The sequence below is a fragment of the Stenotrophomonas maltophilia genome (assembly GCF_006970445.1).
Lineage (GTDB): Bacteria > Pseudomonadota > Gammaproteobacteria > Xanthomonadales > Xanthomonadaceae > Stenotrophomonas > Stenotrophomonas maltophilia_AU.
The window spans coordinates 1,835,063-1,856,402 of the sequence record NZ_CP033877.1; the positions used below are offsets into that span (position 1 = coordinate 1,835,063).

Annotated in this window: 17 protein-coding genes; 11 read left to right on the forward strand and 6 right to left on the reverse strand. The window is 65.5% G+C overall.

Annotated elements, in window-relative coordinates:
- The first annotated feature begins 9 nt into the window (after window positions 1-9).
- Genes EGM71_RS08540 through EGM71_RS08550 form a run of 3 tightly spaced genes read left to right on the forward strand, consistent with a single transcriptional unit; the run spans window position 10 to window position 7,756 of the window.
- A complete protein-coding gene (locus tag EGM71_RS08540; RefSeq protein WP_188489149.1) occupies window positions 10-1,155 on the forward strand; it encodes an efflux RND transporter periplasmic adaptor subunit in 1,146 nt (381 codons plus the stop codon).
- On the forward strand, window positions 1,152-4,673 hold the full coding sequence (locus EGM71_RS08545; protein ID WP_188489151.1) for an efflux RND transporter permease subunit: 3,522 nt from the start codon (window positions 1,152-1,154) through the stop codon (window positions 4,671-4,673). The genes EGM71_RS08540 and EGM71_RS08545 overlap by 4 nt, the downstream gene beginning before the upstream one ends.
- The gene (locus tag EGM71_RS08550; protein WP_188489152.1) at window positions 4,670-7,756 is read left to right on the forward strand and encodes an efflux RND transporter permease subunit; all 3,087 of its coding nucleotides are present in this window, start codon (window positions 4,670-4,672) and stop codon (window positions 7,754-7,756) included. Before EGM71_RS08545 ends, EGM71_RS08550 begins: the two co-directional genes overlap by 4 nt.
- A 244-nt stretch (window positions 7,757-8,000) precedes the next feature.
- On the opposite strand, the gene EGM71_RS08555 is transcribed toward EGM71_RS08550, so the two are convergent.
- The 6 genes from EGM71_RS08555 to ykgO form a co-directional block, all read right to left on the reverse strand.
- Window positions 8,001-9,221 carry a TraB/GumN family protein gene (locus tag EGM71_RS08555; RefSeq protein WP_430544074.1) on the reverse strand — a complete coding sequence of 407 codons (1,221 nt, stop codon included), beginning with the start codon at window positions 9,219-9,221 and terminating at the stop codon, window positions 8,001-8,003.
- Between the two features lie 4 nt (window positions 9,222-9,225).
- Window positions 9,226-9,756, reverse strand: a complete 531-nt coding sequence (locus tag EGM71_RS08560) for a GNAT family N-acetyltransferase (RefSeq protein WP_188489156.1) — start codon at window positions 9,754-9,756, stop codon at window positions 9,226-9,228.
- 14 nt (window positions 9,757-9,770) lie between these two features.
- Window positions 9,771-10,658, reverse strand: a complete 888-nt coding sequence (locus EGM71_RS08565) for a carbon-nitrogen hydrolase (protein WP_188489158.1) — start codon at window positions 10,656-10,658, stop codon at window positions 9,771-9,773.
- Window positions 10,659-10,818: 160 nt separating this feature from the next.
- Window positions 10,819-11,856: an agmatine deiminase family protein gene (locus tag EGM71_RS08570; protein WP_188489160.1), complete on the reverse strand. Its 1,038-nt coding sequence runs from the start codon at window positions 11,854-11,856 to the stop codon at window positions 10,819-10,821.
- A gap of 39 nt (window positions 11,857-11,895) precedes the next feature.
- Window positions 11,896-12,198, reverse strand: coding sequence for a hypothetical protein (locus tag EGM71_RS08575; protein ID WP_424143753.1), 303 nt, complete (start codon window positions 12,196-12,198; stop codon window positions 11,896-11,898).
- A gap of 172 nt (window positions 12,199-12,370) precedes the next feature.
- On the reverse strand, window positions 12,371-12,496 hold the full coding sequence (ykgO, locus tag EGM71_RS08580) for a type B 50S ribosomal protein L36 (protein ID WP_005409283.1): 126 nt from the start codon (window positions 12,494-12,496) through the stop codon (window positions 12,371-12,373).
- Between the two features lie 197 nt (window positions 12,497-12,693).
- Between ykgO and cmk the strand changes: the two genes are divergently transcribed.
- The 8 genes from cmk to galU all read left to right on the forward strand — a co-directional run bounded on the left by cmk (window position 12,694) and on the right by galU (window position 20,980).
- Window positions 12,694-13,371: a (d)CMP kinase gene (gene cmk, locus EGM71_RS08585; RefSeq protein ID WP_014036894.1), complete on the forward strand. Its 678-nt coding sequence runs from the start codon at window positions 12,694-12,696 to the stop codon at window positions 13,369-13,371.
- A gap of 198 nt (window positions 13,372-13,569) precedes the next feature.
- Window positions 13,570-15,255 carry a 30S ribosomal protein S1 gene (rpsA, locus tag EGM71_RS08590; protein WP_005416230.1) on the forward strand — a complete coding sequence of 562 codons (1,686 nt, stop codon included), beginning with the start codon at window positions 13,570-13,572 and terminating at the stop codon, window positions 15,253-15,255.
- An 87-nt stretch (window positions 15,256-15,342) separates the two neighbouring features.
- On the forward strand, window positions 15,343-15,648 hold the full coding sequence (locus tag EGM71_RS08595; protein ID WP_005409286.1) for an integration host factor subunit beta: 306 nt from the start codon (window positions 15,343-15,345) through the stop codon (window positions 15,646-15,648).
- A 77-nt stretch (window positions 15,649-15,725) separates the two neighbouring features.
- A complete protein-coding gene (locus EGM71_RS08600; protein ID WP_049448337.1) occupies window positions 15,726-16,010 on the forward strand; it encodes a lipopolysaccharide assembly protein LapA domain-containing protein in 285 nt (94 codons plus the stop codon).
- A 6-nt stretch (window positions 16,011-16,016) separates the two neighbouring features.
- Entirely contained in the window at window positions 16,017-17,195 is a 1,179-nt protein-coding gene (gene lapB, locus EGM71_RS08605) for a lipopolysaccharide assembly protein LapB (protein WP_005416232.1), read from the forward strand.
- Between the two features lie 3 nt (window positions 17,196-17,198).
- Complete coding sequence (locus EGM71_RS08610) at window positions 17,199-18,188, forward strand: MraY family glycosyltransferase (protein WP_188489162.1); 990 nt, start codon at window positions 17,199-17,201, stop codon at window positions 18,186-18,188.
- Between the two features lie 3 nt (window positions 18,189-18,191).
- A complete protein-coding gene (locus EGM71_RS08615; protein WP_032954120.1) occupies window positions 18,192-20,105 on the forward strand; it encodes a polysaccharide biosynthesis protein in 1,914 nt (637 codons plus the stop codon).
- A complete protein-coding gene (gene galU, locus EGM71_RS08620) occupies window positions 20,102-20,980 on the forward strand; it encodes a UTP--glucose-1-phosphate uridylyltransferase GalU (RefSeq protein ID WP_032954121.1) in 879 nt (292 codons plus the stop codon). The genes EGM71_RS08615 and galU overlap by 4 nt, the downstream gene beginning before the upstream one ends.
- Window positions 20,981-21,340: the final 360 nt, after the last annotated feature.

Here is a 21,340-nt window from a genome sequence, read left to right on the forward strand (position 1 = left end):
GACCCGACGATGTCGCACCCAATCCTCCTGTCCGGCCGTCGCAGCGGAATCTGCGCTGCCGCACTGCTGATCTCCACCTCCCTGCTGCTGGGCGGTTGCGCCGCAGGGCCCAATTCCGAAGCCAAGGCTGCCGAGACCAAGGAGGAGAAGAAGGTCGACGCCGTCCCGGTCGAAGTCGCGGTGGCCAGCCATCGTGCCGTCGCGGCCAGCTACACCGGTACTGCGGCGCTGGAACCACGCGCCGAATCGCAGGTGGTCGCCAAGACCTCCGGCGTAGCGCTGGCGGTGCTGGTCGAGGAAGGGCAGCGGGTCACCGCCGGCCAGCCGCTGGTGCGGTTGGACCCGGACCGCGCGCGCCTGGCCGTGGCACAGAGCGAAGCGCAGATGCGCAAGCTGGAAAACAACTACCAGCGCGCACAGAAGCTGGTCGGCCAGCAGATGGTCAGCGCCGCCGATGTCGACCAGCTGCGCTACGACCTGGAGAACGTCCGTGCGCAGTACCGCCTGGCCACGCTGGAGCTGTCCTACACCACGGTGGTGGCGCCGATCTCCGGCGTGATCGCCTCGCGCTCGATCAAGACCGGCAACTTCGTGCAGATCAACACGCCGATCTTCCGCATTGTCGACAACTCGCGGCTGGAAGCCACCCTCAACGTACCCGAGCGTGAACTGGCCACCCTGCGCGCCGGCCAGCCGGTGACGCTGGCGGCCGACGCGTTGCCGGGCCAGAGCTTCACCGGCACCGTCGATCGCATTGCGCCGGTGGTGGACTCGGGCAGCGGCACGTTTCGCGTGGTCAGTGCCTTCGATGGCGCCGCGCACGCGCTGCAGCCCGGCATGTTCGGGCGCATCCGCATCGATTACGACCAGCGTGCCGATGCGCTGGTGGTGCCGCGCCTGGCGTTGCTCGACGACGGTGAGCCGGCGGTGTTCCGCGTGCGCGAAGGCAAGGTCGCACGCGTTCCGGTTAAGCTGGGTTACGCCGAGGGCCCGTGGGTGGAGATCCGTGATGGCCTGGCGGCCGGTGATCAGGTGGTCACCGCCGGCAAGGTCGCCCTGCGCGACGGCACCACGGTGCAGGTGATTGCCGACCCGAAGGCGAAGACGGTCGCAGCGGCCGCCAAGCCGGCAGACAAGGCCGGGAGCAAGCAATGACCGCCCCGGGCCACGACCACGGTGCCTCGCCGGCGAGCGACGGCGCCGCCGCCGGCATGCGCGGCGGACTGGTGGAATTCGCCACCCGCCGCCGCGTGACCATCGCCATGTGCACGGTCACGCTGCTGCTGTTCGGCCTGATCGCACTGGGCAACCTCAAGGTCAACCTGCTGCCCGACCTGAGCTACCCGACGCTCACCGTGCGCACCGAATACACCGGTGCGGCACCGACTGAAATCGAAACCCTGATCACCCAGCCGGTCGAAGAGGCGGTCGGCGTGGTCAAGAACCTGCGCAAGCTGAAGTCGGTCTCGCGCACCGGCCAGAGCGACGTGGTGCTGGAGTTCGCCTGGGGCACCAACATGGACCAGGCCAGCCTGGAGGTGCGCGACAAGATGGAAGCGCTGAACCTGCCACTGGAGGCCAAGGCCCCGGTGCTGCTGCGCTTCAATCCATCCACCGAGCCGATCATGCGCCTGGTGCTGTCGAACAAGACAGCGCCGACCAGCGATGCCGATGCGGTCCGCGAGCTGACCGGCCTGCGCCGCTATGCCGATGAAGACCTCAAGAAGAAGCTGGAGCCGGTCACCGGCGTGGCAGCAGTGAAGGTCGGCGGCGGCCTCGAGGACGAGATCCAGGTCGACATCGACCAGCAGAAGCTGGCGCAGCTGAACCTGCCGATCGATACCGTCATCAAGCGCCTGAAGGACGAGAACATCAACATCTCCGGCGGCCGCCTGGAGGAGGGTTCGCAGCGCTTCCTGGTGCGTACCGTCAACCAGTTCGCCGACCTGGAGGAAATCCGCAACCTGCTGGTGACCACCCAGGCCGCCAATGGCAGCGCGGCGGATTCGGCGCTGCAGCAGATGTTCAACATCGCCGCGTCGACCGGTTCGGCTGCAGCCATTGCGGCGGCGTCGGCGGCACAGAGCGCATCGTCCGGTGGTGGCTCCAGCGTGGTCGCCAACGGTGTGCCGGTGCGCCTGAAGGACGTGGCTACCGTGCGCCAGGGCTACAAGGAGCGCGAAGCGATCATCCGCCTGGGCGGCAAGGAATCGGTCGAGCTGGCCATCTACAAGGAAGGCGACGCCAACACTGTGTCCACCGCCGAAGCGCTGCGCAAGCGCCTGGAGCAGATCAAGGGCACGTTCCCGTCCGATGTCGAGCTGACCACCATCGAGGACCAGTCGCGCTTTATCGAGCACGCCATCGCCGACGTCAAGAAGGATGCAGTGATCGGCGGCCTGCTGGCGATCCTGATCATCTTCCTGTTCCTGCGCGATGGCTGGAGCACGTTCGTGATCAGCCTGTCGTTGCCGGTCTCGATCATCGCCACGTTCTTCTTCATGGGCCAGCTCGGCCTGAGCTTGAACGTGATGTCGCTGGGCGGCCTGGCATTGGCCACCGGCCTGGTGGTGGATGACTCGATCGTGGTGCTGGAGAGCATCGCCAAGGCCCGTGAGCGTGGCCTCGGCATCCTGCAGGCGGCGATTGCCGGCACCCGTGAAGTGAGCATGGCGGTGGTCGCCTCGACCCTGACCACCATTGCGGTGTTCCTGCCACTGGTGTTCGTCGACGGCATCGCCGGGCAGCTGTTCCGCGACCAGGCCTTGACCGTGGCGATCGCCATCGCGATCTCGCTGCTGGTGTCGATGACCCTGATCCCGATGCTGAGCTCGCTGAAGGGACGGCCGCCGCTGGCGTTCCCGGAAGAGGCGCCGAACGCAGCATGGCAGCCGCAGAAGCGTTGGCAGAAGCCGGTTGCGCTGGGCCGCCGTGGCGTGGTCGCCAGCGTGCGCTGGAGCTTCTATGCGCTGGCGTGGCTTGTGGTACGCCTGTGGCGTGGCGTGGTGGCGGTGATCGGCCCGGTAATGCGCAAGGCCAGCGACCTGGCGATGAAGCCTTACGCCGGTGCCGAGCGTGGCTACCTGCGGCTGCTGCCGAGCGCGCTGGCGCACCCCGGCAAAGTGCTGGGCGTGGCGACCATCATCTTCGTAGCGACCATGGCGCTGGTACCGATGCTTGGCGCTGACCTGATTCCGCAGCTGGCGCAGGACCGCTTCGAAATGACGGTGAAGCTGCCGGCCGGCACGCCGCTGAAGCAGACCGATACGCTGGTGCGCGAGCTGCAGCTGGCGCACGGCAAGGGGGAGGGTGTGGCCTCACTGTATGGCGTCAGTGGCAGCGGCACCCGACTGGATGCCAGCCCGACCGAAAGCGGCGAGAACATCGGCAAGCTGACCGTGGTGATGGAAGGCGGTGGCGACGCGCGCACTGAAGCGGCGATCACCGAGCGCCTGCGCGGCACCATGAGCCAGCATCCGGGTGCCCAGGTCGACTTCGCGCGGCCGGCGTTGTTCAGCTTCTCCACGCCGCTGGAAATCGAACTGCGCGGACAGGACATGGCGACCCTGGAAGTTGCGGGCCAGCGCCTGGCGGCCCTGCTGCGCGGCAATGCCCACTACGCCGACGTGAAGTCGACGGTGGAAGAAGGCTTCCCGGAGATCCAGATCCGCTTCGACCAGGAGCGCGCTGGTGCGCTGGGCCTGACCACCCGCCAGATCGCTGACGTGGTGGTGAAGAAGGTGCGCGGCGACGTCGCCACCCGCTACAGCTTCCGTGATCGCAAGATCGACGTGCTGGTGCGTGCCCAGGAAGGTGATCGTGCCAGCGTGGAGAGCATCCGCCGGCTAATCGTCAATCCGGGCAGCACCCGTCCGGTCACCCTGGACGCGGTGGCCGACGTGGTCGCCACTACTGGCCCCAGCGAGATCCATCGCGCCGACCAGACCCGCGTCGCCGTCGTGTCAGCCAACCTGCGCGACATCGATCTGGGCGCGGCCATGCGTGAAGTGCAGCAGATGGTGGCCGAGCAACCGCTGGGCGCGGGTGTCGGCCTGCACATCGGCGGCCAGGGCGAAGAGCTGGCGCAGGCGGCGAAGTCGCTGATCTTCGCCTTCGGACTGGCGATCTTCCTGGTCTATCTGGTGATGGCTTCGCAGTTCGAGTCACTGCTGCACCCGTTCGTGATCCTGTTCACCATCCCGTTGGCGCTGGTCGGTGCGATCCTGGCGCTGATGCTGACCGGCAAGCCCATCTCGGTGGTGGTATTCATCGGCCTGATCCTGCTGGTTGGCCTGGTCACCAAGAACGCGATCATCCTGATCGACAAGGTCAACCAGCTGCGCGAGGCCGGCGTGGCCAAGCATGAGGCGCTGGTGGAAGGTGCGCGCTCGCGCCTGCGGCCGATCATCATGACCACCCTGTGCACGCTGTTCGGCTTCCTGCCGCTGGCGGTGGCGATGGGTGAGGGTGCTGAGGTGCGCGCGCCGATGGCGATCACCGTGATCGGCGGCCTGCTGGTGTCGACCCTGTTGACCCTGCTGGTGATCCCGGTGGTGTACGACCTGATGGATCGTCGCGGCGACGCTTACTACCGTGAGCGCGGCCGCAAGCACGCCGGTGAAATCGAGCCGGGCGCAGCAGGCAGCGCGGCGGGGACGGAGGAGCCGGCATGAGTGTTGCCGAGTTCTCCATCCGCCGCCCGGTCACCACCATCATGTGCTTTGTGTCGCTGGTGGTGATCGGCCTGATCGCTTCGTTCCGGCTGCCGCTGGAGGCGCTGCCGGACATCTCCGCGCCGTTCCTGTTCGTGCAGATTCCCTATACCGGGTCGACCCCGGAGGAAGTGGAGCGGACCATCATTCGACCCGTCGAGGAATCGCTGGCGACGATGACCGGCATCAAGCGCATGCGCTCGTCGGCCACCTCTGAGGCGGCGCTGATCTACATCGAATTCAGCGACTGGGACCGCGACATCGCCATTGCCGCGTCCGACGCGCGCGAGCGTATCGACGCGATCCGCAGCGACCTGCCCGACGACCTGCAGCGCTACAACGTGTTCAAGTGGTCCAGCAGTGACCAGCCCGTGTTGAAGGTGCGCCTGGCCAGCACCACCGACCTGACCACCGCCTATGACATGCTCGACCGTGAGTTCAAGCGGCGCATCGAGCGCATCCCGGGTGTGGCAAGGGTCGACATCACCGGTGCGCCGCCGAACGAGGTCGAGATCGCCATCGATCCGAACCGGCTCAACGCGCATGGATTGAGCATCAACGAGCTGAGCGAGCGCCTGCGCACGCTGAATTTCTCGATCTCGGCCGGGCAGATCGACGACAACGGCCAGCGCGTGCGCGTGCAGCCGGTGGGCGAGATCACCGACCTGCAGGAAATGCGCGACCTGGTGATCAACGCCAAGGGCCTGCGCCTGGGTGATATCGCCGATGTCCGCCTGAAGCCGGCGCGGATGAATTACGGGCGCCGCCTGGACGGCAACCCGGCGGTGGGCCTGGATATTTTCAAGGAGCGCAGTGCCAATCTGGTGGACGTTTCGCGCGCGGCGCTGGCCGAGGTCGAGGCGATCCGTGCGCAGCCGTCGATGCGCGACGTGCAGATCAAGGTGATCGACAACCAGGGCAAGGCGGTGACCTCGTCGCTGCTGGAGCTGGCCGAAGCCGGTGCGGTCGGCCTGATCCTGTCGGTGACGGTGCTGTTCTTCTTCCTGCGCCATTGGCCATCGACGCTGATGGTGACCCTCGCCATTCCGATCTGCTTCACCATCACGCTGGGCTTCATGTACTTCGTCGGGGTGACACTGAACATCCTGACCATGATGGGCCTGCTGCTGGCCGTGGGCATGCTGGTCGACAACGCCGTGGTGGTGGTGGAGAGCATCTACCAGGAGCGCGAGCGCATGCCGGGGCAGCCACGGCTGGCCTCGATCATCGGCACCCGCAACGTGGCCATCGCACTCAGTGCCGGTACGCTGTGCCACTGCATCGTGTTCGTGCCGAACCTGTTCGGCGAGACCAACAACATCAGCATCTTCATGGCGCAGATCGCGATCACCATCTCGGTCTCGCTGCTGGCCTCGTGGCTGGTCGCGGTCAGCCTGATCCCGATGCTCTCCGCACGCATGGCCACCCCCAAGCTGGTGCACTCGCAGACAGGCCTGATTGCGCGCCTGCAGCGCCGCTACGCGCAGCTGCTGGACTGGTCGCTGCATCACCGCGGATGGAGCCTGCTCGGCATCCTGCTGGTGGTGCTGGTCAGCCTGGTACCGATGAAGCTGACCAAGATCGACATGTTCGGCGGTGAGGGCGGCAAGGACATCTTCATCGGCTACATGTGGAAGGGCGCCTACACCTACCGGCAGATGTCCGAGGAAGTGGCGCGGGTGGAGAGCTGGATCGACCAGAACCGCGAACGCCTGCACGTGAAGCAGGTGTACTCCTGGTACAGCGAGCAGGAAGGCAGCTCCACCGTGGTCACCCTGGATGAAAAGTACGCCAAGGACATCAAGGCGCTGCAGGAAGAGCTGCGCAAGGGCCTGCCGAAGTCCGCCCGCACCGACTACTTCGTCGGCAACCAGGGCGGCGATGGTGGTGGCGGCAGCAACCAGGGCGTGCAGGTGCAGCTGGTGGGCGACTCCAGCTCGATGCTGCAGGAGATCGGCCAGGAAGTGGTGCCGTTGCTGGCGCAGCGTGCCGAACTGCGTGACGTGCGAATCGACAACGGAGAAAAGGGCGGCGAGCTGAAGGTGCGTGTTGACCGCGAGCGTGCCGCAGCGTTCGGATTCAACGCCGAGCAGGTGGCGAGCTTCGTTGGGCTGGCGCTGCGCGGCGCACCGATGCGCGAGTTCCGCCGCGGCGACAATGAGGTGCCGGTGTGGGTGCGCTTTGCCGGCGCCGAGCAGAGCAGTCCGGAAGACCTCGCCGGCTTCAGCGTGCGTACCGGCGATGGCCGCAGCGTGCCGCTGCTGAGCCTGGTCACCGTGGACGTCGGCTCGTCGGCCACCCAGATCGGCCGTACCAACCGCCAGACGACGTTGACCATTAAGGCCAACCTGGCAGAGAAGATCACGGCCCCGGACGGGCGCAAGGCGATAGAAGCCGTGCTCAAGCCGATGAACTTCCCGGCAGGCTACGGCTTCACTTTCGATGGCGGTGACTACGGCAACGATGATGAGGCCATGCAGCAGATGGTGTTCAACCTGCTGATCGCGCTGGTGATGATCTACGTGGTGATGGCGGCGGTGTTCGAGTCGCTGCTGTTCCCGGCGGCGATCATGAGCGGCGTGCTGTTCTCGATCTTCGGCGTGTTCTGGCTGTTCTGGATCACCGGCACCTCGTTCGGGATCATGTCCTTCATTGGCATCCTGGTGCTGATGGGCGTGGTGGTGAACAACGGCATCGTGATGATCGAGCACATCAACAACCTGCGGCGCAGTGGCATGGGCCGCACGCAGGCGCTGGTGGAAGGCTCACGCGAACGCCTGCGCCCGATCATGATGACCATGGGTACGGCGATCCTGGCGATGGTGCCGATCTCGCTGACCGACACGCAGATGTTCGGCAATGGCCCGGAGTATTCGCCGATGGCGCGCGCGATTGCCGGCGGCCTGGCGTTCTCGACCGTGGTCAGCCTGCTGTTCCTGCCGACGATCTACGCGGTACTCGATGACCTGCGCAATGCCGTGACGCGGCTGATCCGCCGTGCGCGTGGCCTGGAGATGGTAGAGCCGGGCGCTGCCCGGCTGTAGTGGTCGAGCTTGCTCGACCGTAAGCAGCACCAACGTGTTGTGGTGTGGGGGAGGCCGGTCGTAGTGGGGCGGCCTCCCCCTTTTTTTTGCCGGGCATGGCGCGGCGTTACCCATCACTGCATCGCGGCGTCGCCCGAGCAGGGGTTAAGGCATAGCAAAGCCCGGCTGATCTTCGCGACCGGAAGCACAGTGCCAACCAAGGTTGGCACCTACCGGTAGCGCCGGGCCATGCCCGGCGGAACCATCAGCCGGCCACCTTGCCCCACACCTTGAAGGTGGTCAGCCATAGGCCGAGCATGCTGCCGATGTTGGTCAGCATGAAGGTCAGCACCACGCGGGTGACACGGTTGCGATACCAGCCCTTCAGGCTCTGCGCATCGTCGCGCAGCTTCAGGAAGTCTTCGTAGGCCGGCTTGCGCAGGCGCGCTTCCACCAGCGCCGAGAACGCACCGGTCGGGATGCTCAGGCGGAACGGCTTGAACGGGGCCACCGCGATCGCGGTGAGGATGCTCAGCGGGTGGCCACCGGCCAGCAGGCAGCCCAGGCCCGCCAGGCCGCCGGTATACATCGCCCAGGTCGCCAGCAGTTCGGTACCCACGCCCAGGCCGCCGCGGTAGAAGCCCACGCCGATGCCGGTCGCCACGATTGCCAGGATGCCCAGCGTGAACCACGGGATGTTGCGCTTCTTCGGCACCGCTTCCAGCTCGGCGCGCAACGGTGCCGGCGCCTCGGTGTCGGTTTCCAGGTAGCGCGCCAGCCCGGCCAGGTGACCGGCACCGACCACCGCCAGCACTTCGCGCTGCTGCGGGTCGTGCGCTTCGCGCAGGCGCGTGGCCATGTAGCGGTCGCGCTCACCGATGATGGTCTCGTACAGCGCCGGGCTCTCGCTGGCAAACTCACCAAAGCTCGATTCGAGCATGTCGCCCTGCTTGAGCTTCTCGATCTCGTTCTCGCCCACTTCCTCGGACGAGAACAGGCCGGCGCCAAGCCCGGCGACCAGCTTCAGCTTGCCGAAGAAGCCCAGCCGCTGCGACGCACGACGGAAGGTCAGGCCGACTTCGCGGTCGATCAGGTGCACGGGCAGGTCGCGTTCGCGCGCCAGTTCCACTGCACGCTTCAGCTCGGCACCGGGCTCGATGTCGAGCTGTTCGGCCAGGCGGCGCTGGTAGGCGGACAGGGCCAGGTTGGCAGCGAACAGGGCGACGCGGCCCTTGCGGATCACCTCGACCAGGTCGAGCTTGGCCAGCGTGTCCGGGTCGCTCAGCGCCTGCAGGCGCTGCGGGTCCAGTTCGACGGCAACGGCATCGAAGCGACCGCTGTCGATGGCTTTTTCCACGGCCTCGACGCTGGCGCGGGAGACGTGGGCGGTGCCCAGCAGGGTGTAGCGCACGCCGTCGCGTTCGACGACGCGCACCGGCTGGCCGGCGAACAGGTCGTCACCGGTATCGGGAAGGGTTTCGGTCATGGGTTCATTCATTGGAAGGTGCGGTATCGGCGCCGTCGCCGAGCGCGCGCTGCATCTGCACGGTATCCAGCCAGCGGCCATGCTTGCGGCCGAGGCCACGGAACACGCCCACCAGCTCGAAGCCGAAGCGTTCGTGCAGCTTGATCGACGCGGTGTTGGTCGGTTCGCCGATCACCGCCACCATCTGCCGGTAGCCACGCGCCACGCAGGCATCGATCAAGGCCTGCAGAAGGCCAGTGCCGACGCCTTTGCCCTGGAATGCGGCATCGACGTAGACCGAGTTCTCCACGGTCCACTGGTAGGCAACGCGGGTGCGGTAAGTGTTGGCGTAGGCATAGCCGGCCACCTGGCCGTCGATTTCGGCGACCAGGTAGGGGAAGCCACGGTCGATGATGTCGCGCATGCGGCGCAGCATCTCGGTCGCGTCGGGAATGTCGTATTCGTAGGTGTTGACGAAGTCGGTCACTTCCACCGCGTAGATCGCGGTGATCGCATTGATGTCGGCAGGGCCGGCATCACGGATGAGGACGGCCATGCGCGGGCTCCGGCTCAGTCGATGTAGCGCTTGAGCAGGTCGCCGTAGGCATCGATGCGGCGATCACGCAGGAACGGCCAGATGCGGCGCACATGCTCGCTGCGCTGCAGGTCGACGTCGCACAGCAGCACGGTAGCCTCGGTGCCGGCCTCGGCCAGGAACTCGCCCTGCGGGCCGAGCACGTGGCTGTTGCCCCAGAACTGGATGCCCGACGCGCCCAGCGGCGAGGCCTCGTGGCCGACGCGGTTGCAGCTCAGCACCGGCAAGCCGTTGGCCACGCCGTGGCCGCGGTGGCTCAGTACCCAGGCGTCGCGCTGGCGCGTCTTCTCGTCCTGCACGTCGTCCGGATCCCAGCCGATCGCGGTCGGGTACAGCAGCAGTTCGGCACCGGCCAGCGCCATCAGGCGCGCCGCTTCCGGGTACCACTGGTCCCAGCACACCAGCACGCCAAGGCGGCCCACCGAGGTATCGATCGGCTTGAAGCCGATGTCGCCCGGGGTGAAGTAGAACTTCTCGTAGAAGCCCGGGTCATCCGGGATATGCATCTTGCGGTACTTGCCGAGCAGCGTACCGTCCTTCTCGAACACCACGGCGGTGTTGTGGTACAGGCCGGCAGCGCGGCGCTCGAACAGCGAGCCGACCAGCACCACGCCATGCTTCTTCGCCAGCGCGCCAAGGCGCTCGGTGCTCGGGCCCGGAATCGGCTCGGCCAGGTCGAACTCGTCCACCGATTCGTGCTGGCAGAAGTACGGACCGTTATGCAGTTCCTGCAGCAGCACCAGCTTGGCACCCTGCGCAGCCGCCTCGGCCACGCGTGCTTCGATCACCGCCAGGTTGGCGGCGGCATCACCGTGGTTGCGCTCCTGGATCAGGGCGACGGTAAGGGGGCTGCGCGAGTTCATGCGGGGCGTTCCTGCGGGGGAAAACCTGCATGTTAGCGCGGATGGGCGGCGACGGCGTGTCGTGCGCTGAATGGGTGCGATCGGTAGTGCCGGCCGTTGGCCGGCATCCCCAGATCCATCAAGCGTTACCTGGTTGCCGGCCAGCGGCCGGCACTACCGCTTACGCCTTCAACAACCCTGCCGGCAGCTGCATGGTGATGCAGTGCAGGCTGCCGTTCTGCCAGATCAGCGAGCGGCAGGGCACCTGCACGATCTCGCGACCCGGGTGCGCCTGGGCCAGCACGTCGCGGGCCAGGTCATCGGCCGGATCGCCATAGGCCGGTATCAGCACCGCGCCGTTGACGATCAGGTAGTTGGCGTACGAGGCAGCCAGGCGACGGCCTTCGTCGATCACCGGCTGTGCCCACGGCAGCGGGAACAGGCGATACGGCTGGCCGTCCTTGGTGCGCAGCGCGGCCAGCTCTTTGCCCATCGCCTGCAATTCGGCGTAGTGCGAGTCGCTCTCGTCGTCGCAGGCCTGGTAGACGATGCTGTCAGCCGAGGCGAAGCGGGCGAGGGTATCGATGTGCGCGTCGGTGTCGTCGCCTTCCAGGTAGCCGTGGTCCAGCCACAGCACGCGGTCCTGCTGCAGCCAGTCGGCCAGGTCGGCGCTCAGGCTGGCGCGGTCGCGGTCCGGGTGGCGCTCGTGCAGGCACTTCCAGGTGGTCAGCAGGGTGCCTTCGCCGTCGGTCTCGATGCCGCCGCCTTCCAGCGCGAACGGAATGCTGCGCACCGGTGCGTCGTTGAACACGCCGGCCTGGTCGAGCACGCCCACCAGCTGGTCATCCAGGGTGGCGTCGAACTTGCCGCCCCAGCCGGTGAAGCGGAAATCCAGCAGCTGGAAGCTGCCGTCGGCACGGCGCAGGGTGATCGGGCCGGAGTCGCGCAGCCAGGTATCGTCGTAGGCCGCCGTGGTGAAGTGGACCTTGTCCATGTCGACGCGGTTGGAGCGCAGCCGCATCTCGGCATAGGTCTCCACATCATCGTCGGCCACGCAGATCAGCACCGGCTGGAAGCGGGTGATGGCCGCGACCAGGGCGATGTAGGTCTCTTCCACCTGGCCCAGGCGGTCAGCCCAGTCGGTATCGGCGGTGGGCCAGGCAATCAGGACGCCGCTCTGGGCTTCCCACTCGGCAGGAAAACGAAGGGTCTGGTTCATGGTCTCGCTACACAGGCCCGCCCACGGCGGGTAAAGGGATCAACGGATCGGCGGTTTCGGGCCGATTTCGTTCGGGTCCGCCTGGTTGGCCACCACGTTGATCACCTTCTGCTTCTCGAAGTAGACGGTGAACTGCGGGTACACCCAGCGGTTGATGGTCGGCCACTGCCGCTTCTGCCCGCCACGCGGCTGCAGCTGCTCGTTGGGCGCGCCGAACTGCGCCTGCACCTGCTGCATGCTCTGGCCGCGCACGGGCACGGCACCGGCCGGCTTCTCGCGGGCACGATCAACAAGCAGGGTATCGGCCAGTGCCGGTGTGGCGGCGGCCAGGGTGGCCATCATGGCCAGGGCGGACAGGTAACGCTTCATCTCGATCTACTCCCCAGTGGTCAAGAAAGGCGATTACAGCAAAAACGGCAGGAAAAAGCCGCATAAACAAAAAACCGCCCGAAGGCGGTTTCTTGCATCGGGTCGGCCCCGCGTAGGGCCAGCCGCAGCCGGAAGGCTGTGAGGCTTAGCGCTGACGCGCCTTGAAACGCGGGTTCGACTTGCAGATGACGAAGATCTTGCCACGACGACGCACGACCTTGCAGTCACGGTGACGGGCCTTCGCCGACTTCAGGGAGGACAGGACTTTCATGGCATACCTCGGCGTAAACAGTAGTTGTTCGGGTGGAGCGTGGCCGCGATATGCGAAAGACAATCGGCAGTTGACGCTCGTTCAAGCCCGCCATTCTACCGGGCTTTTCCTCGTGGTTTCAAGTGGTTGCACAAAAGATCCCGCTGGGGGCGTCTGGCAGGGGCTAGAATGGCCTCTTCACACGCTCTGGGACCCCCATGAATCCACTCGCTCCCGTCCTGACCATCGACGGCCCATCCGGGGCCGGCAAGGGTACCATCAGCCGCATCATCGCGCGCAGGATGGGCTGGCATTACCTGGATTCGGGCGCGCTGTACCGGGCGGTGGGCGTGGCCGCAAGCTGGGCCGACATCGATACCTCGGACGCTTCGGCACTGGTGCGTTGCACCTTCGACACCCACGTTCAGTTTGTCGAGCAGGGCGATGCCATGCGGGTCATGGTCAACGGCACCGATGCCACCGACGAGCTGCGCCTGGAGACCACCGGTGCGCTGGCCTCGGCCATTGCCGCCATTCCCGAGGTCCGGGCTGCCCTGAAGGAGCGCCAGCGCGCATTCAGGGAGCTGCCGGGCCTGGTTGCCGACGGCCGCGACATGGGCACGGTGATCTTCCCGGACGCCTCCTACAAGGTCTTCCTGACCGCCAGTGCCGAGGAGCGCGCCGAGCGCCGGCATAAGCAGTTGAAAGACAAGGGGGTTTCTGTTAACTTTGATGACCTCCTGCGCGAGATCATGGCCCGCGACGCCCGTGATGCTCAGCGTACCGTGGCGCCCCTGAAGCCGGCAGACGATGCTGTCCTCATCGACACCACAGGCATCGGCATCGATGATGTCGTTGCCCGAGTGATGGATCTGCTTCCGGTTCCGGCTGCCTGATCCGTTCGCGCGGGAGCACTGCCAGCAGCATCGGTGGTGGTCGCGCATAGCAGTGCTGTACCAGCTCCGTCGCGCAATGATGCGTGGCGGTTTTCCTACTACACACGACCTGCGTTTCCGGGGTCGACCAACAGGCGGGCGGTCGCCATTCCCCTGAAGGGGACGCCACCGACCCATGTGTCCAACAGAGTAAATCTAATGACCGAATCATTTGCCGAACTGTTTGAAGCCAGCCAGGCCAACCTGGCCAAGCTGAAGCCGGGCGCCATCGTCAGCGGTACCGTTGTTGAAGTCCGCGGCGACGTCGTGGTGATCAACGCTGGCCTGAAGTCCGAAGGCATCGTGCCGATCGAACAGTTCCGTAACGACGCTGGCGAAATCGACGTCGCCGAAGGCGACATCGTCAAGGTCGCCCTCGACTCGATCGAGAACGGCTTCGGCGAAACCGTCCTGTCGCGCGAGAAGGCCAAGCGCGCGATGGTGTGGGACGAGCTGGAAGAAGCGTTGGAAAAGAACGAAACCATCACCGGCCGCATCAGCGGCAAGGTCAAGGGTGGTTTCACCGTGGACATCAAGGATGTCCGCGCCTTCCTGCCGGGTTCCCTGGTCGATGTGCGCCCGGTGCGCGATCCGGCCTACCTGGAAGGCAAGGAACTCGAGTTCAAGCTCATCAAGCTGGACCGCAAGCGTAACAACGTCGTGGTCTCGCGCCGCGCTGTCGTCGAAAGCGAGCACTCGGAAGAGCGCGAGCAGCTGATGGACAAGCTGCAGGAAGGCGCGATCCTGAAGGGTGTCGTCAAGAACCTGACCGATTACGGCGCGTTCGTGGACCTGGGCGGTATCGACGGCCTGCTGCACATCACCGACATGGCGTGGAAGCGCGTGCGTCACCCGTCGGAAGTCGTGAACGTCGGCGACGAGCTGGACGTCCGCGTGCTGAAGTTCGACCGCGAGCGCAACCGCGTTTCGCTGGGCCTGAAGCAGCTGGGCGAGGATCCGTGGGACAACATCGGCCGTCGTTACCCGGCCAACAGCCGCGTCTTCGGCAAGGTCTCCAACGTCACCGATTACGGTGCGTTCGTTGAGATCGAGCCGGGCGTCGAAGGCCTGGTGCACGTCTCCGAGATGGATTGGACCAACAAGAACGTCAACCCGTCCAAGGTTGTCCAGGTTGGTGATGAAGTCGAAGTGATGGTGCTGGACGTCGATGAAGAGCGTCGCCGTATCTCGCTGGGCATGAAGCAGGTTGCCGCCAATCCGTGGGAAACCTTCGCTGCCACCCACAAGAAGGGTGACAAGGTGTCGGGCCAGATCAAGTCGATCACCGACTTCGGCATCTTCATCGGCCTGGACGGCGGCATCGACGGCCTGGTCCACCTGTCCGACATCAGCTGGAACACCACCGGCGAAGACGTCGTTCGCAACTTCAAGAAGGGCGATACCCTGGACGCCGTCGTCCTGGCTGTCGATCCGGAGCGCGAGCGCATCTCCCTGGGCGTGAAGCAGCTGGAGCAGGATCCGTTCGGCCAGTACATGGCTGCCAATCCGAAGGGCTCCAAGGTCGAAGGCGTGGTGAAGGAAGTCGACGCCAAGGGCGCGATCATCGAGCTGGCTGACGGCATCGAAGGTTACGTCTCGGCCCGCGACATCGCCAACGAGCGCGTTGACGACGCCACCCAGCACCTGAAGGTCGGCGACAAGGTCGAAGCCAAGTTCGTGGGCATGGACCGCAAGGGCCGTACCCTGCAGCTGTCGATCAAGGCCAAGGACGACGCGGAAATGCGCGAAGTGCTGGAGGAATACCAGTCCTCTTCGGCTTCCAGCGGCACCACCCAGCTGGGCGCGCTGCTGCGTGCGCAGCTGAACGGCAACAAGTCCGAGTAATCGGCCTTACGCTGTTCGTTGTTTCCTGGACGGCCCGGGCATTGCCCGGGCCGTTTCAGGCTGAGATGCCCCTGATGTGAGCCGGTAATGACCAAATCCGAACTGATCGAAATCCTTGCGCGCCGCCAGGCGCACCTGAAGGCCGATGATGTCGATCTGGCGGTGAAGTCGTTGCTGGAGATGATGGGCGGATCGCTGTCCGCCGGGGATCGCATCGAAATCCGTGGTTTTGGCAGCTTCTCGCTGCACTATCGTCCGCCGCGCCTGGGTCGCAACCCGAAGACCGGCGAATCGGTTGCCCTGCCGGGCAAGCATGTCCCCCATTTCAAGCCGGGCAAGGAACTGCGCGAGCGGGTCAGCAGTGTGCTGCCGCTGGACGCCGATCCGGCCTGAGCCCTCCGTCGCGCCACCGCGTGCGAATCCAGCCGCGAGTCGGATAAGCTACGGACTCCTGCCACTGGAGCTGTCGCATGAAGGTTTTTCGTCTGCTGGTCCTGCTGGCGGTGCTGATCCTTGGATTGATCATCGGTGCGGTCAACATGACCGCGATGTCGATCAACCTGCTGTTTACCCAACTGCACACCTCGGTGGGCGTGGCCCTGATCGCCGCGCTGCTGGTTGGTGTCGTGGTCGGTGCCGGGCTGGTGCTGGTGAGCGTGGTCATTCCGCTCTACAGCCAGTTGCGCCGCGCCAACAAGTCCGCTGTCGCTTCGCCGGCACCGGTCGCTTCCCCCCAATCTTTTGATGGACGTTGATCGAAGATGGATTTCGTCACCGAGTGGTTCTGGTTCTTCCTGTTCGTTCCGCTGGCCGCACTGGCCGGGTGGGTGATCGGGCGGCGTGGTGGTCAACGCCACGGTGACAGCCAGGTCAGCCGCCTGTCGAGCACCTATTTCCGTGGCCTGAACTACCTGCTCAACGAGCAGCCGGACAAGGCCATCGAGCTGTTCCTGCACATCGCCGAGCTGGACAAGGAAACCTTCGAGACCCAGGTCGCGCTGGGCCACCTGTTCCGCCGTCGTGGTGAAGTCGACCGCGCCATCCGCCTGCACCAGGGGCTGGTCAACCGCCACGACCTGAGTGACGCGCAACGCGTGCAGGCCCTGCTGGCGCTGGGCGAGGACTACATGAAGTCTGGCCTGCTGGATCGCGCCGAGACCGTGTTCACCGAGCTGGCACAGCTGGATCAGCGTGCACCGCAGGCGCTCAAGCACCTGATCGGCATCTACCAGGCCGAGCGCGACTGGGAAAAGGCGATCGACAACGCCACCCGTTTCGAGGATGTCACCGGCGAGCCGATGGGCAAGCTGATCGGGCAGTTCGAATGCGAACTGGCCGAGCGTTTCCGTGGCGCCGGCAAGCTGGAAGAGGCGAGGGCGGCGATCGCCCGCGCCTACCAGGCAGACGCGATGTCGGTGCGCGCCGGCATCATCGAGGGCCGGCTGGAAACTGACGCGGGCAATCCAGAGGCCGCCGTGCGCGCCTTCGAGCGCGCCGCGCGCAACGACCCCGAATACCTGCCGGAACTGCTGCCGGCACTGATGCAGAACTATCGCAAGGTCGGCGATCTGGCGGGCGCACGCGCGTTTCTGTCGGAGATGACCGAGCACTACCGCGGCATCGCCCCGGTACTGGCGCTGACCCGTTTGATGGAAGAGCAGGAGGGCGTGGCGCCGGCCCGTGCCTACCTCGGTCGCCAGCTCAAGGACCGCCCGTCGGTACGTGGCGAATCCGCGCTCATCGACCTGACCCTTGCCGAGGGGGCCGATTCCACCGCCACCCTGCATGACCTCAAGCACATCACCGACCAGCTGCTGGTGCGTAACCCGGCCTATCGCTGCACCCGCTGTGGCTTCGGTGCGCGTACCCACCACTGGCAGTGCCCGAGCTGCAAGGAGTGGGGAACGGTCAAGCCGCTGCTGAACTACGCGGTGCTCTGATCCATGCCCTGGCTTGTGATGGGCGCGCTGCTGGGGCTCGCCCTGCTGAGTGCGTTGCTGACCTGGGCAGCGCGGGGCTATGCACTGCGCCAGCAGTTGATGGATCAGCCCGGCGAACGTCGCAGCCATAGTGTCGCCACCCCGCGCGGTGGCGGCATCGCCATCGTCATCAGCCTGCTGGTGACCGCTGGCGTGGCCATCTGGGCCTGGCCCGAAAGCACGCCGACCGTGCTGGTGGCCAGCCTTGGGTTGGTGCTGGTGGCCGGCATCGGCTGGTGGGACGACCACAAGCCCCTGCCGGCGATGCGTCGCCTGCTGGTGCATTTCATCGCCGCTGCGCTGTTGGCCGGCCTGGTCAAGGTGAATGGTGGCAGCTGGCTATTGGCAGCGTTGGTGCTCGTGTTCACCGCCTCGCTGATCAATATCTGGAATTTCATGGACGGCATCAATGGCATTGCTGCCAGCCAGGCCGTCGTGGCGATGCTGGGACTGGCGCCGATGCTGCCCTGGCCATATTCGCTGGCTGCCGTGGCCCTGGGCCTGGCCTGCCTTGGATTCCTGCCGTTCAACTTCCCTCGGGCCCGAATCTTCATGGGCGATGTCGGAAGCGGCGCGCTGGGGTATGCGGTCGCAGCGGTGCTGGCACTCGCCAGCGTGCGTACCAATATCAACTGGATCCTGCTGCTGGTACCGGTTTCGCCGTTCCTCGTGGACGCGGGCTTCACACTGCTGGCGCGCATCATTTCCGGACAACGCTGGATGGAACCCCATACCCAGCACGTCTACCAGCGCGCGGTGCAGGCAGGAGCCAGTCACCCCCAGGTGACAGGGATGTACTTTGCTTTGGGCCTGTTCAGTATTACAGTGTTCAATGTCTGCTCCAATTTGCAGCCGAGGTGGGAGGCTGCCGTGGCGATCGCGTGGTTCATCGCGCTGAGCGTCCTCTGGCTCCTCCTGCGCAATGGAATGCGCCATCGACAAGGAACTACCTGACTTATGGCTTCACCCTGGCGGGACAGAATCCTCGGCCTGATGCCGCGTTCAGCCATCGTCTGCCACGACCTCTTCATGGTCTGGGCATGCTGGCAGTTGCTCCATGCAGGGCGTTACTCGATCCTGCCCAACGCCCCGGCGCTGCCCCTGTGGAACGTCGATACCACCCTGGTCCTGCTGCTGCAGGGCCTGGTGTTCTGGCGCGTGGGCCTGTATCGCGGACTCTGGCGGTTCGCCAGCGTCAGCGACCTGCTGAACATCTTCAAGGCCAGCTTCATCGGCATGGTGGCCATCGTCCTGGTGCTGATGTGGAAGCGCTTCGACGGCGTGCCGATGTCGGTGCTGGTGATCTATCCGTTCGCGCTGTCGGCACTGCTCGGCGCGCCGCGCCTGCTGTACCGGGCCTGGAAGGACTACCAGGCGCTGCAGTCCGATTCCAGCGCCCGCCGCGTGCTGATCCTCGGCGCCGGTCAGGCTGCCGAAACCCTGGTGCGCGACCTGCGCCGTTCCGGCAACTTCGAGCCGGTCGGCCTGCTCGACGATGCACCGCACCTGCGTGGTGCCAAGCTGCAGGGTCTGCCGATCCTCGGCACCCTGGATGACGCGCCGACGGTGGTCCGCGAGACCGCTGCCAAGCTGCTGGTCATTGCCATGCCGTCGCTGGATGCCGCAGGCATGCAGCGTGTGGTCGCGATCTGCGAAAGCACCGGCGTGCCGTTCCGTACCGTGCCCAAGCTCAGTGACATCCTGCAGGGGCAGTCGCTGCCAGGCCAGCTGAAGGAAGTGGCGATCGAGGACCTGCTGGGCCGCAAGCCGATCATGCCGGACTGGAACCTGATCCGGGGCTGGTTGGGCGGGCGCACCGTAATGGTCACCGGTGCCGGTGGTTCGATCGGCTCGGAGCTGTGTCGCCAGTGCGCGCGGCACGGTGCAGGTCGCATCATCCTGCTGGAGATCAGTGAACTGCTGTTGCTGACCATCGAAGGCGAGCTGCGTCGCAGCTTCCCCGATGTCGAGATCGAGGCGGTGCTGGGCGATTGCGGCGACCCGGCGGTGATCCGCCACGCGCTGTCGCTGCACCCGGTCGATACCGCTTTCCATGCGGCCGCCTACAAGCATGTGCCGGTGCTGGAGCGCCAGCTGCGCGAAGCGGTGCGCAACAACATCCTGGCGACCGAGAACGTCGCCCGCGCCTGCCTCGAAGCGCGCGTGGAGCATTTCGTGTTCATCTCCACCGACAAGGCGGTTGACCCGGTCAATGCGCTGGGTGCGAGCAAGCGCTACGCCGAGATGATCTGCCAGAGCCTGGACCAGAAGTCCACGCATACCCGTTTCGTCACGGTGCGCTTCGGCAATGTGCTGGCGTCGGCCGGCAGCGTGGTGCCACTGTTCCGCGAGCAGATCCTGCGCGGTGGCCCGGTCACTGTCACCGACCCGGAAGTCAGCCGCTACTTCATGACCATTCCCGAGGCCTGCCAGCTGATCCTGCAGGCGGCCGCGTCGGCGTCGCATGGTGCGATCTACACCCTCGACATGGGCGAGCCGGTGCCGATCCGCGTGCTGGCCGAACAGATGATCCGCCTGACCGGCAAGCAGCCGTACAAGGACATCCAGATCATCTATACCGGCCTGCGTCCGGGCGAGAAACTGCACGAGACGCTGTTCTATTCGGACGAAGACTACCGCTCGACCGCGCACCCGAAGATTCTCGAGGCCGGCGTGCGTACGTTCTCGCGGGACCTGGTACTGGGCAATGTTCCGCGCCTGCGGGAGGCGATTGCCAGCTACGACACCGCCAGCATCCAGGAAATCCTGTTTGCGACGATGCCGGAATTCTCGCCAATCGAACAGGATGCTTACATTTCATCCGCTAAAGTCGTGCCTTTCCCGGCACGTGAGGCCAACAGGCACCAATGAGCAAGCGAATTCGCAAAGCAGTTTTCCCGGTGGCAGGACTGGGAACGCGTTTTTTGCCAGCAACCAAGACTGTGCCGAAGGAAATGCTGCCGATCATTGATCGGCCGCTGATCCAGTACGCCGTGGATGAAGCCATCGAAGCCGGCTGCGACACGCTGGTGTTCATCACCAACCGCTACAAGCACGCGGTCGCCGACTATTTCGACAAGGCCTACGAACTGGAGCAGAAGCTCGAGCGCGCCGGCAAGCAGGAGCAGCTGGAGCTGATCCGCCACGTGCTGCCCAATGGCGTGCGCGCGATCTTCGTGACCCAGGCCGAAGCGCTGGGCCTCGGGCACGCGGTGCTGTGTGCCAAGGCGGTGATCGGCGACGAGCCGTTTGCCGTGCTGCTGCCCGATGACCTGATCTGGAATCGGGGTGCCGGTGCGTTGAAGCAGATGGCCGATCTCAACGAGGCCAGTGGTGCCAGCGTGATCGCGGTCGAAGACGTGCCGCACGAAAAGACCGCCAGCTACGGCATCGTCGCCACCGAGGCCTTCGATGGCCGCAAGGGCCGCATTTCGCAGATCGTGGAAAAGCCGAAGCCGGAGGACGCGCCGAGCGACCTGGCCGTGGTGGGCCGCTACGTGCTGAGCCCGAAGATCTTCGAGCTGCTGGAACAGACCCAGACCGGTGCCGGCGGTGAGATCCAGTTGACGGATGCGATTGCCGAGCTGCTGAAGACTGAAGAAGTCGATGCCTATCGTTTCGAGGGCACCCGCTTCGACTGCGGCACGCACCTGGGTCTGGTGGAGGCGACGATCCGCTTCGCGCTGGACAACCCGAAGCTGGCCGGCCCGGCGCGCGAGAAACTGGCGGCGATGCTGGCGGAATAAGGGTTTTATCAAGCGCTCCGTCAGCGCTTTGATTGATACGTGGGGGAGGGGGCGGATGGCCCTCTCCAAAACACGCCAAAGCCCTTCCATGGTGCTCGATGGCGCCATCCATGGCGCCAACGGTTTTGGAGAGGGCCATCCGCCCCCTCTCGACAGTTTCCGTGCGGCGCGGACGGGAAGGGCGAAATCAAAGGCAGAAGCACAAGCAAAAAAGGCAGCCATAGGCTGCCTTTTTTGCTTGTTGGGGCCAGAGCCCTTTGCGCAGCAAAGGGCTCTGGCCCCGGCCTTTGCCCCTGCCTTTGCTCACCCCTCCGCCGCGTGGAATGTTGGCTGGCACGGGTGGGCGAGGCTGACCGGGAC

What these genes read in the sequence shown, in the direction of transcription:
- cmk (WP_014036894.1), top strand. Translation starts at nt 12,694, where the DNA reads ATGAATCCACTCGCTCCCGTCCTGACCATCGACGGCCCATCCGGGGCC.
- lapB (WP_005416232.1), top strand. Translation starts at nt 16,017, where the DNA reads ATGGATTTCGTCACCGAGTGGTTCTGGTTCTTCCTGTTCGTTCCGCTG.
- EGM71_RS08575 (WP_424143753.1), bottom strand. Translation starts at nt 12,198, where the DNA reads ATGATGGCCACCCTGGCCGCCGCCACACCGGCACTGGCCGATACCCTG.
- EGM71_RS08610 (WP_188489162.1), top strand. Translation starts at nt 17,199, where the DNA reads ATGCCCTGGCTTGTGATGGGCGCGCTGCTGGGGCTCGCCCTGCTGAGT.
- EGM71_RS08565 (WP_188489158.1), bottom strand. Translation starts at nt 10,658, where the DNA reads ATGAACTCGCGCAGCCCCCTTACCGTCGCCCTGATCCAGGAGCGCAAC.
- EGM71_RS08540 (WP_188489149.1), top strand. Translation starts at nt 10, where the DNA reads ATGTCGCACCCAATCCTCCTGTCCGGCCGTCGCAGCGGAATCTGCGCT.
- EGM71_RS08550 (WP_188489152.1), top strand. Translation starts at nt 4,670, where the DNA reads ATGAGTGTTGCCGAGTTCTCCATCCGCCGCCCGGTCACCACCATCATG.
- EGM71_RS08600 (WP_049448337.1), top strand. Translation starts at nt 15,726, where the DNA reads ATGAAGGTTTTTCGTCTGCTGGTCCTGCTGGCGGTGCTGATCCTTGGA.
- EGM71_RS08560 (WP_188489156.1), bottom strand. Translation starts at nt 9,756, where the DNA reads ATGGCCGTCCTCATCCGTGATGCCGGCCCTGCCGACATCAATGCGATC.
- EGM71_RS08545 (WP_188489151.1), top strand. Translation starts at nt 1,152, where the DNA reads ATGACCGCCCCGGGCCACGACCACGGTGCCTCGCCGGCGAGCGACGGC.
- ykgO (WP_005409283.1), bottom strand. Translation starts at nt 12,496, where the DNA reads ATGAAAGTCCTGTCCTCCCTGAAGTCGGCGAAGGCCCGTCACCGTGAC.
- EGM71_RS08555 (WP_430544074.1), bottom strand. Translation starts at nt 9,221, where the DNA reads ATGACCGAAACCCTTCCCGATACCGGTGACGACCTGTTCGCCGGCCAG.
- EGM71_RS08570 (WP_188489160.1), bottom strand. Translation starts at nt 11,856, where the DNA reads ATGAACCAGACCCTTCGTTTTCCTGCCGAGTGGGAAGCCCAGAGCGGC.
- EGM71_RS08615 (WP_032954120.1), top strand. Translation starts at nt 18,192, where the DNA reads ATGGCTTCACCCTGGCGGGACAGAATCCTCGGCCTGATGCCGCGTTCA.
- galU (WP_032954121.1), top strand. Translation starts at nt 20,102, where the DNA reads ATGAGCAAGCGAATTCGCAAAGCAGTTTTCCCGGTGGCAGGACTGGGA.
- EGM71_RS08595 (WP_005409286.1), top strand. Translation starts at nt 15,343, where the DNA reads ATGACCAAATCCGAACTGATCGAAATCCTTGCGCGCCGCCAGGCGCAC.
- rpsA (WP_005416230.1), top strand. Translation starts at nt 13,570, where the DNA reads ATGACCGAATCATTTGCCGAACTGTTTGAAGCCAGCCAGGCCAACCTG.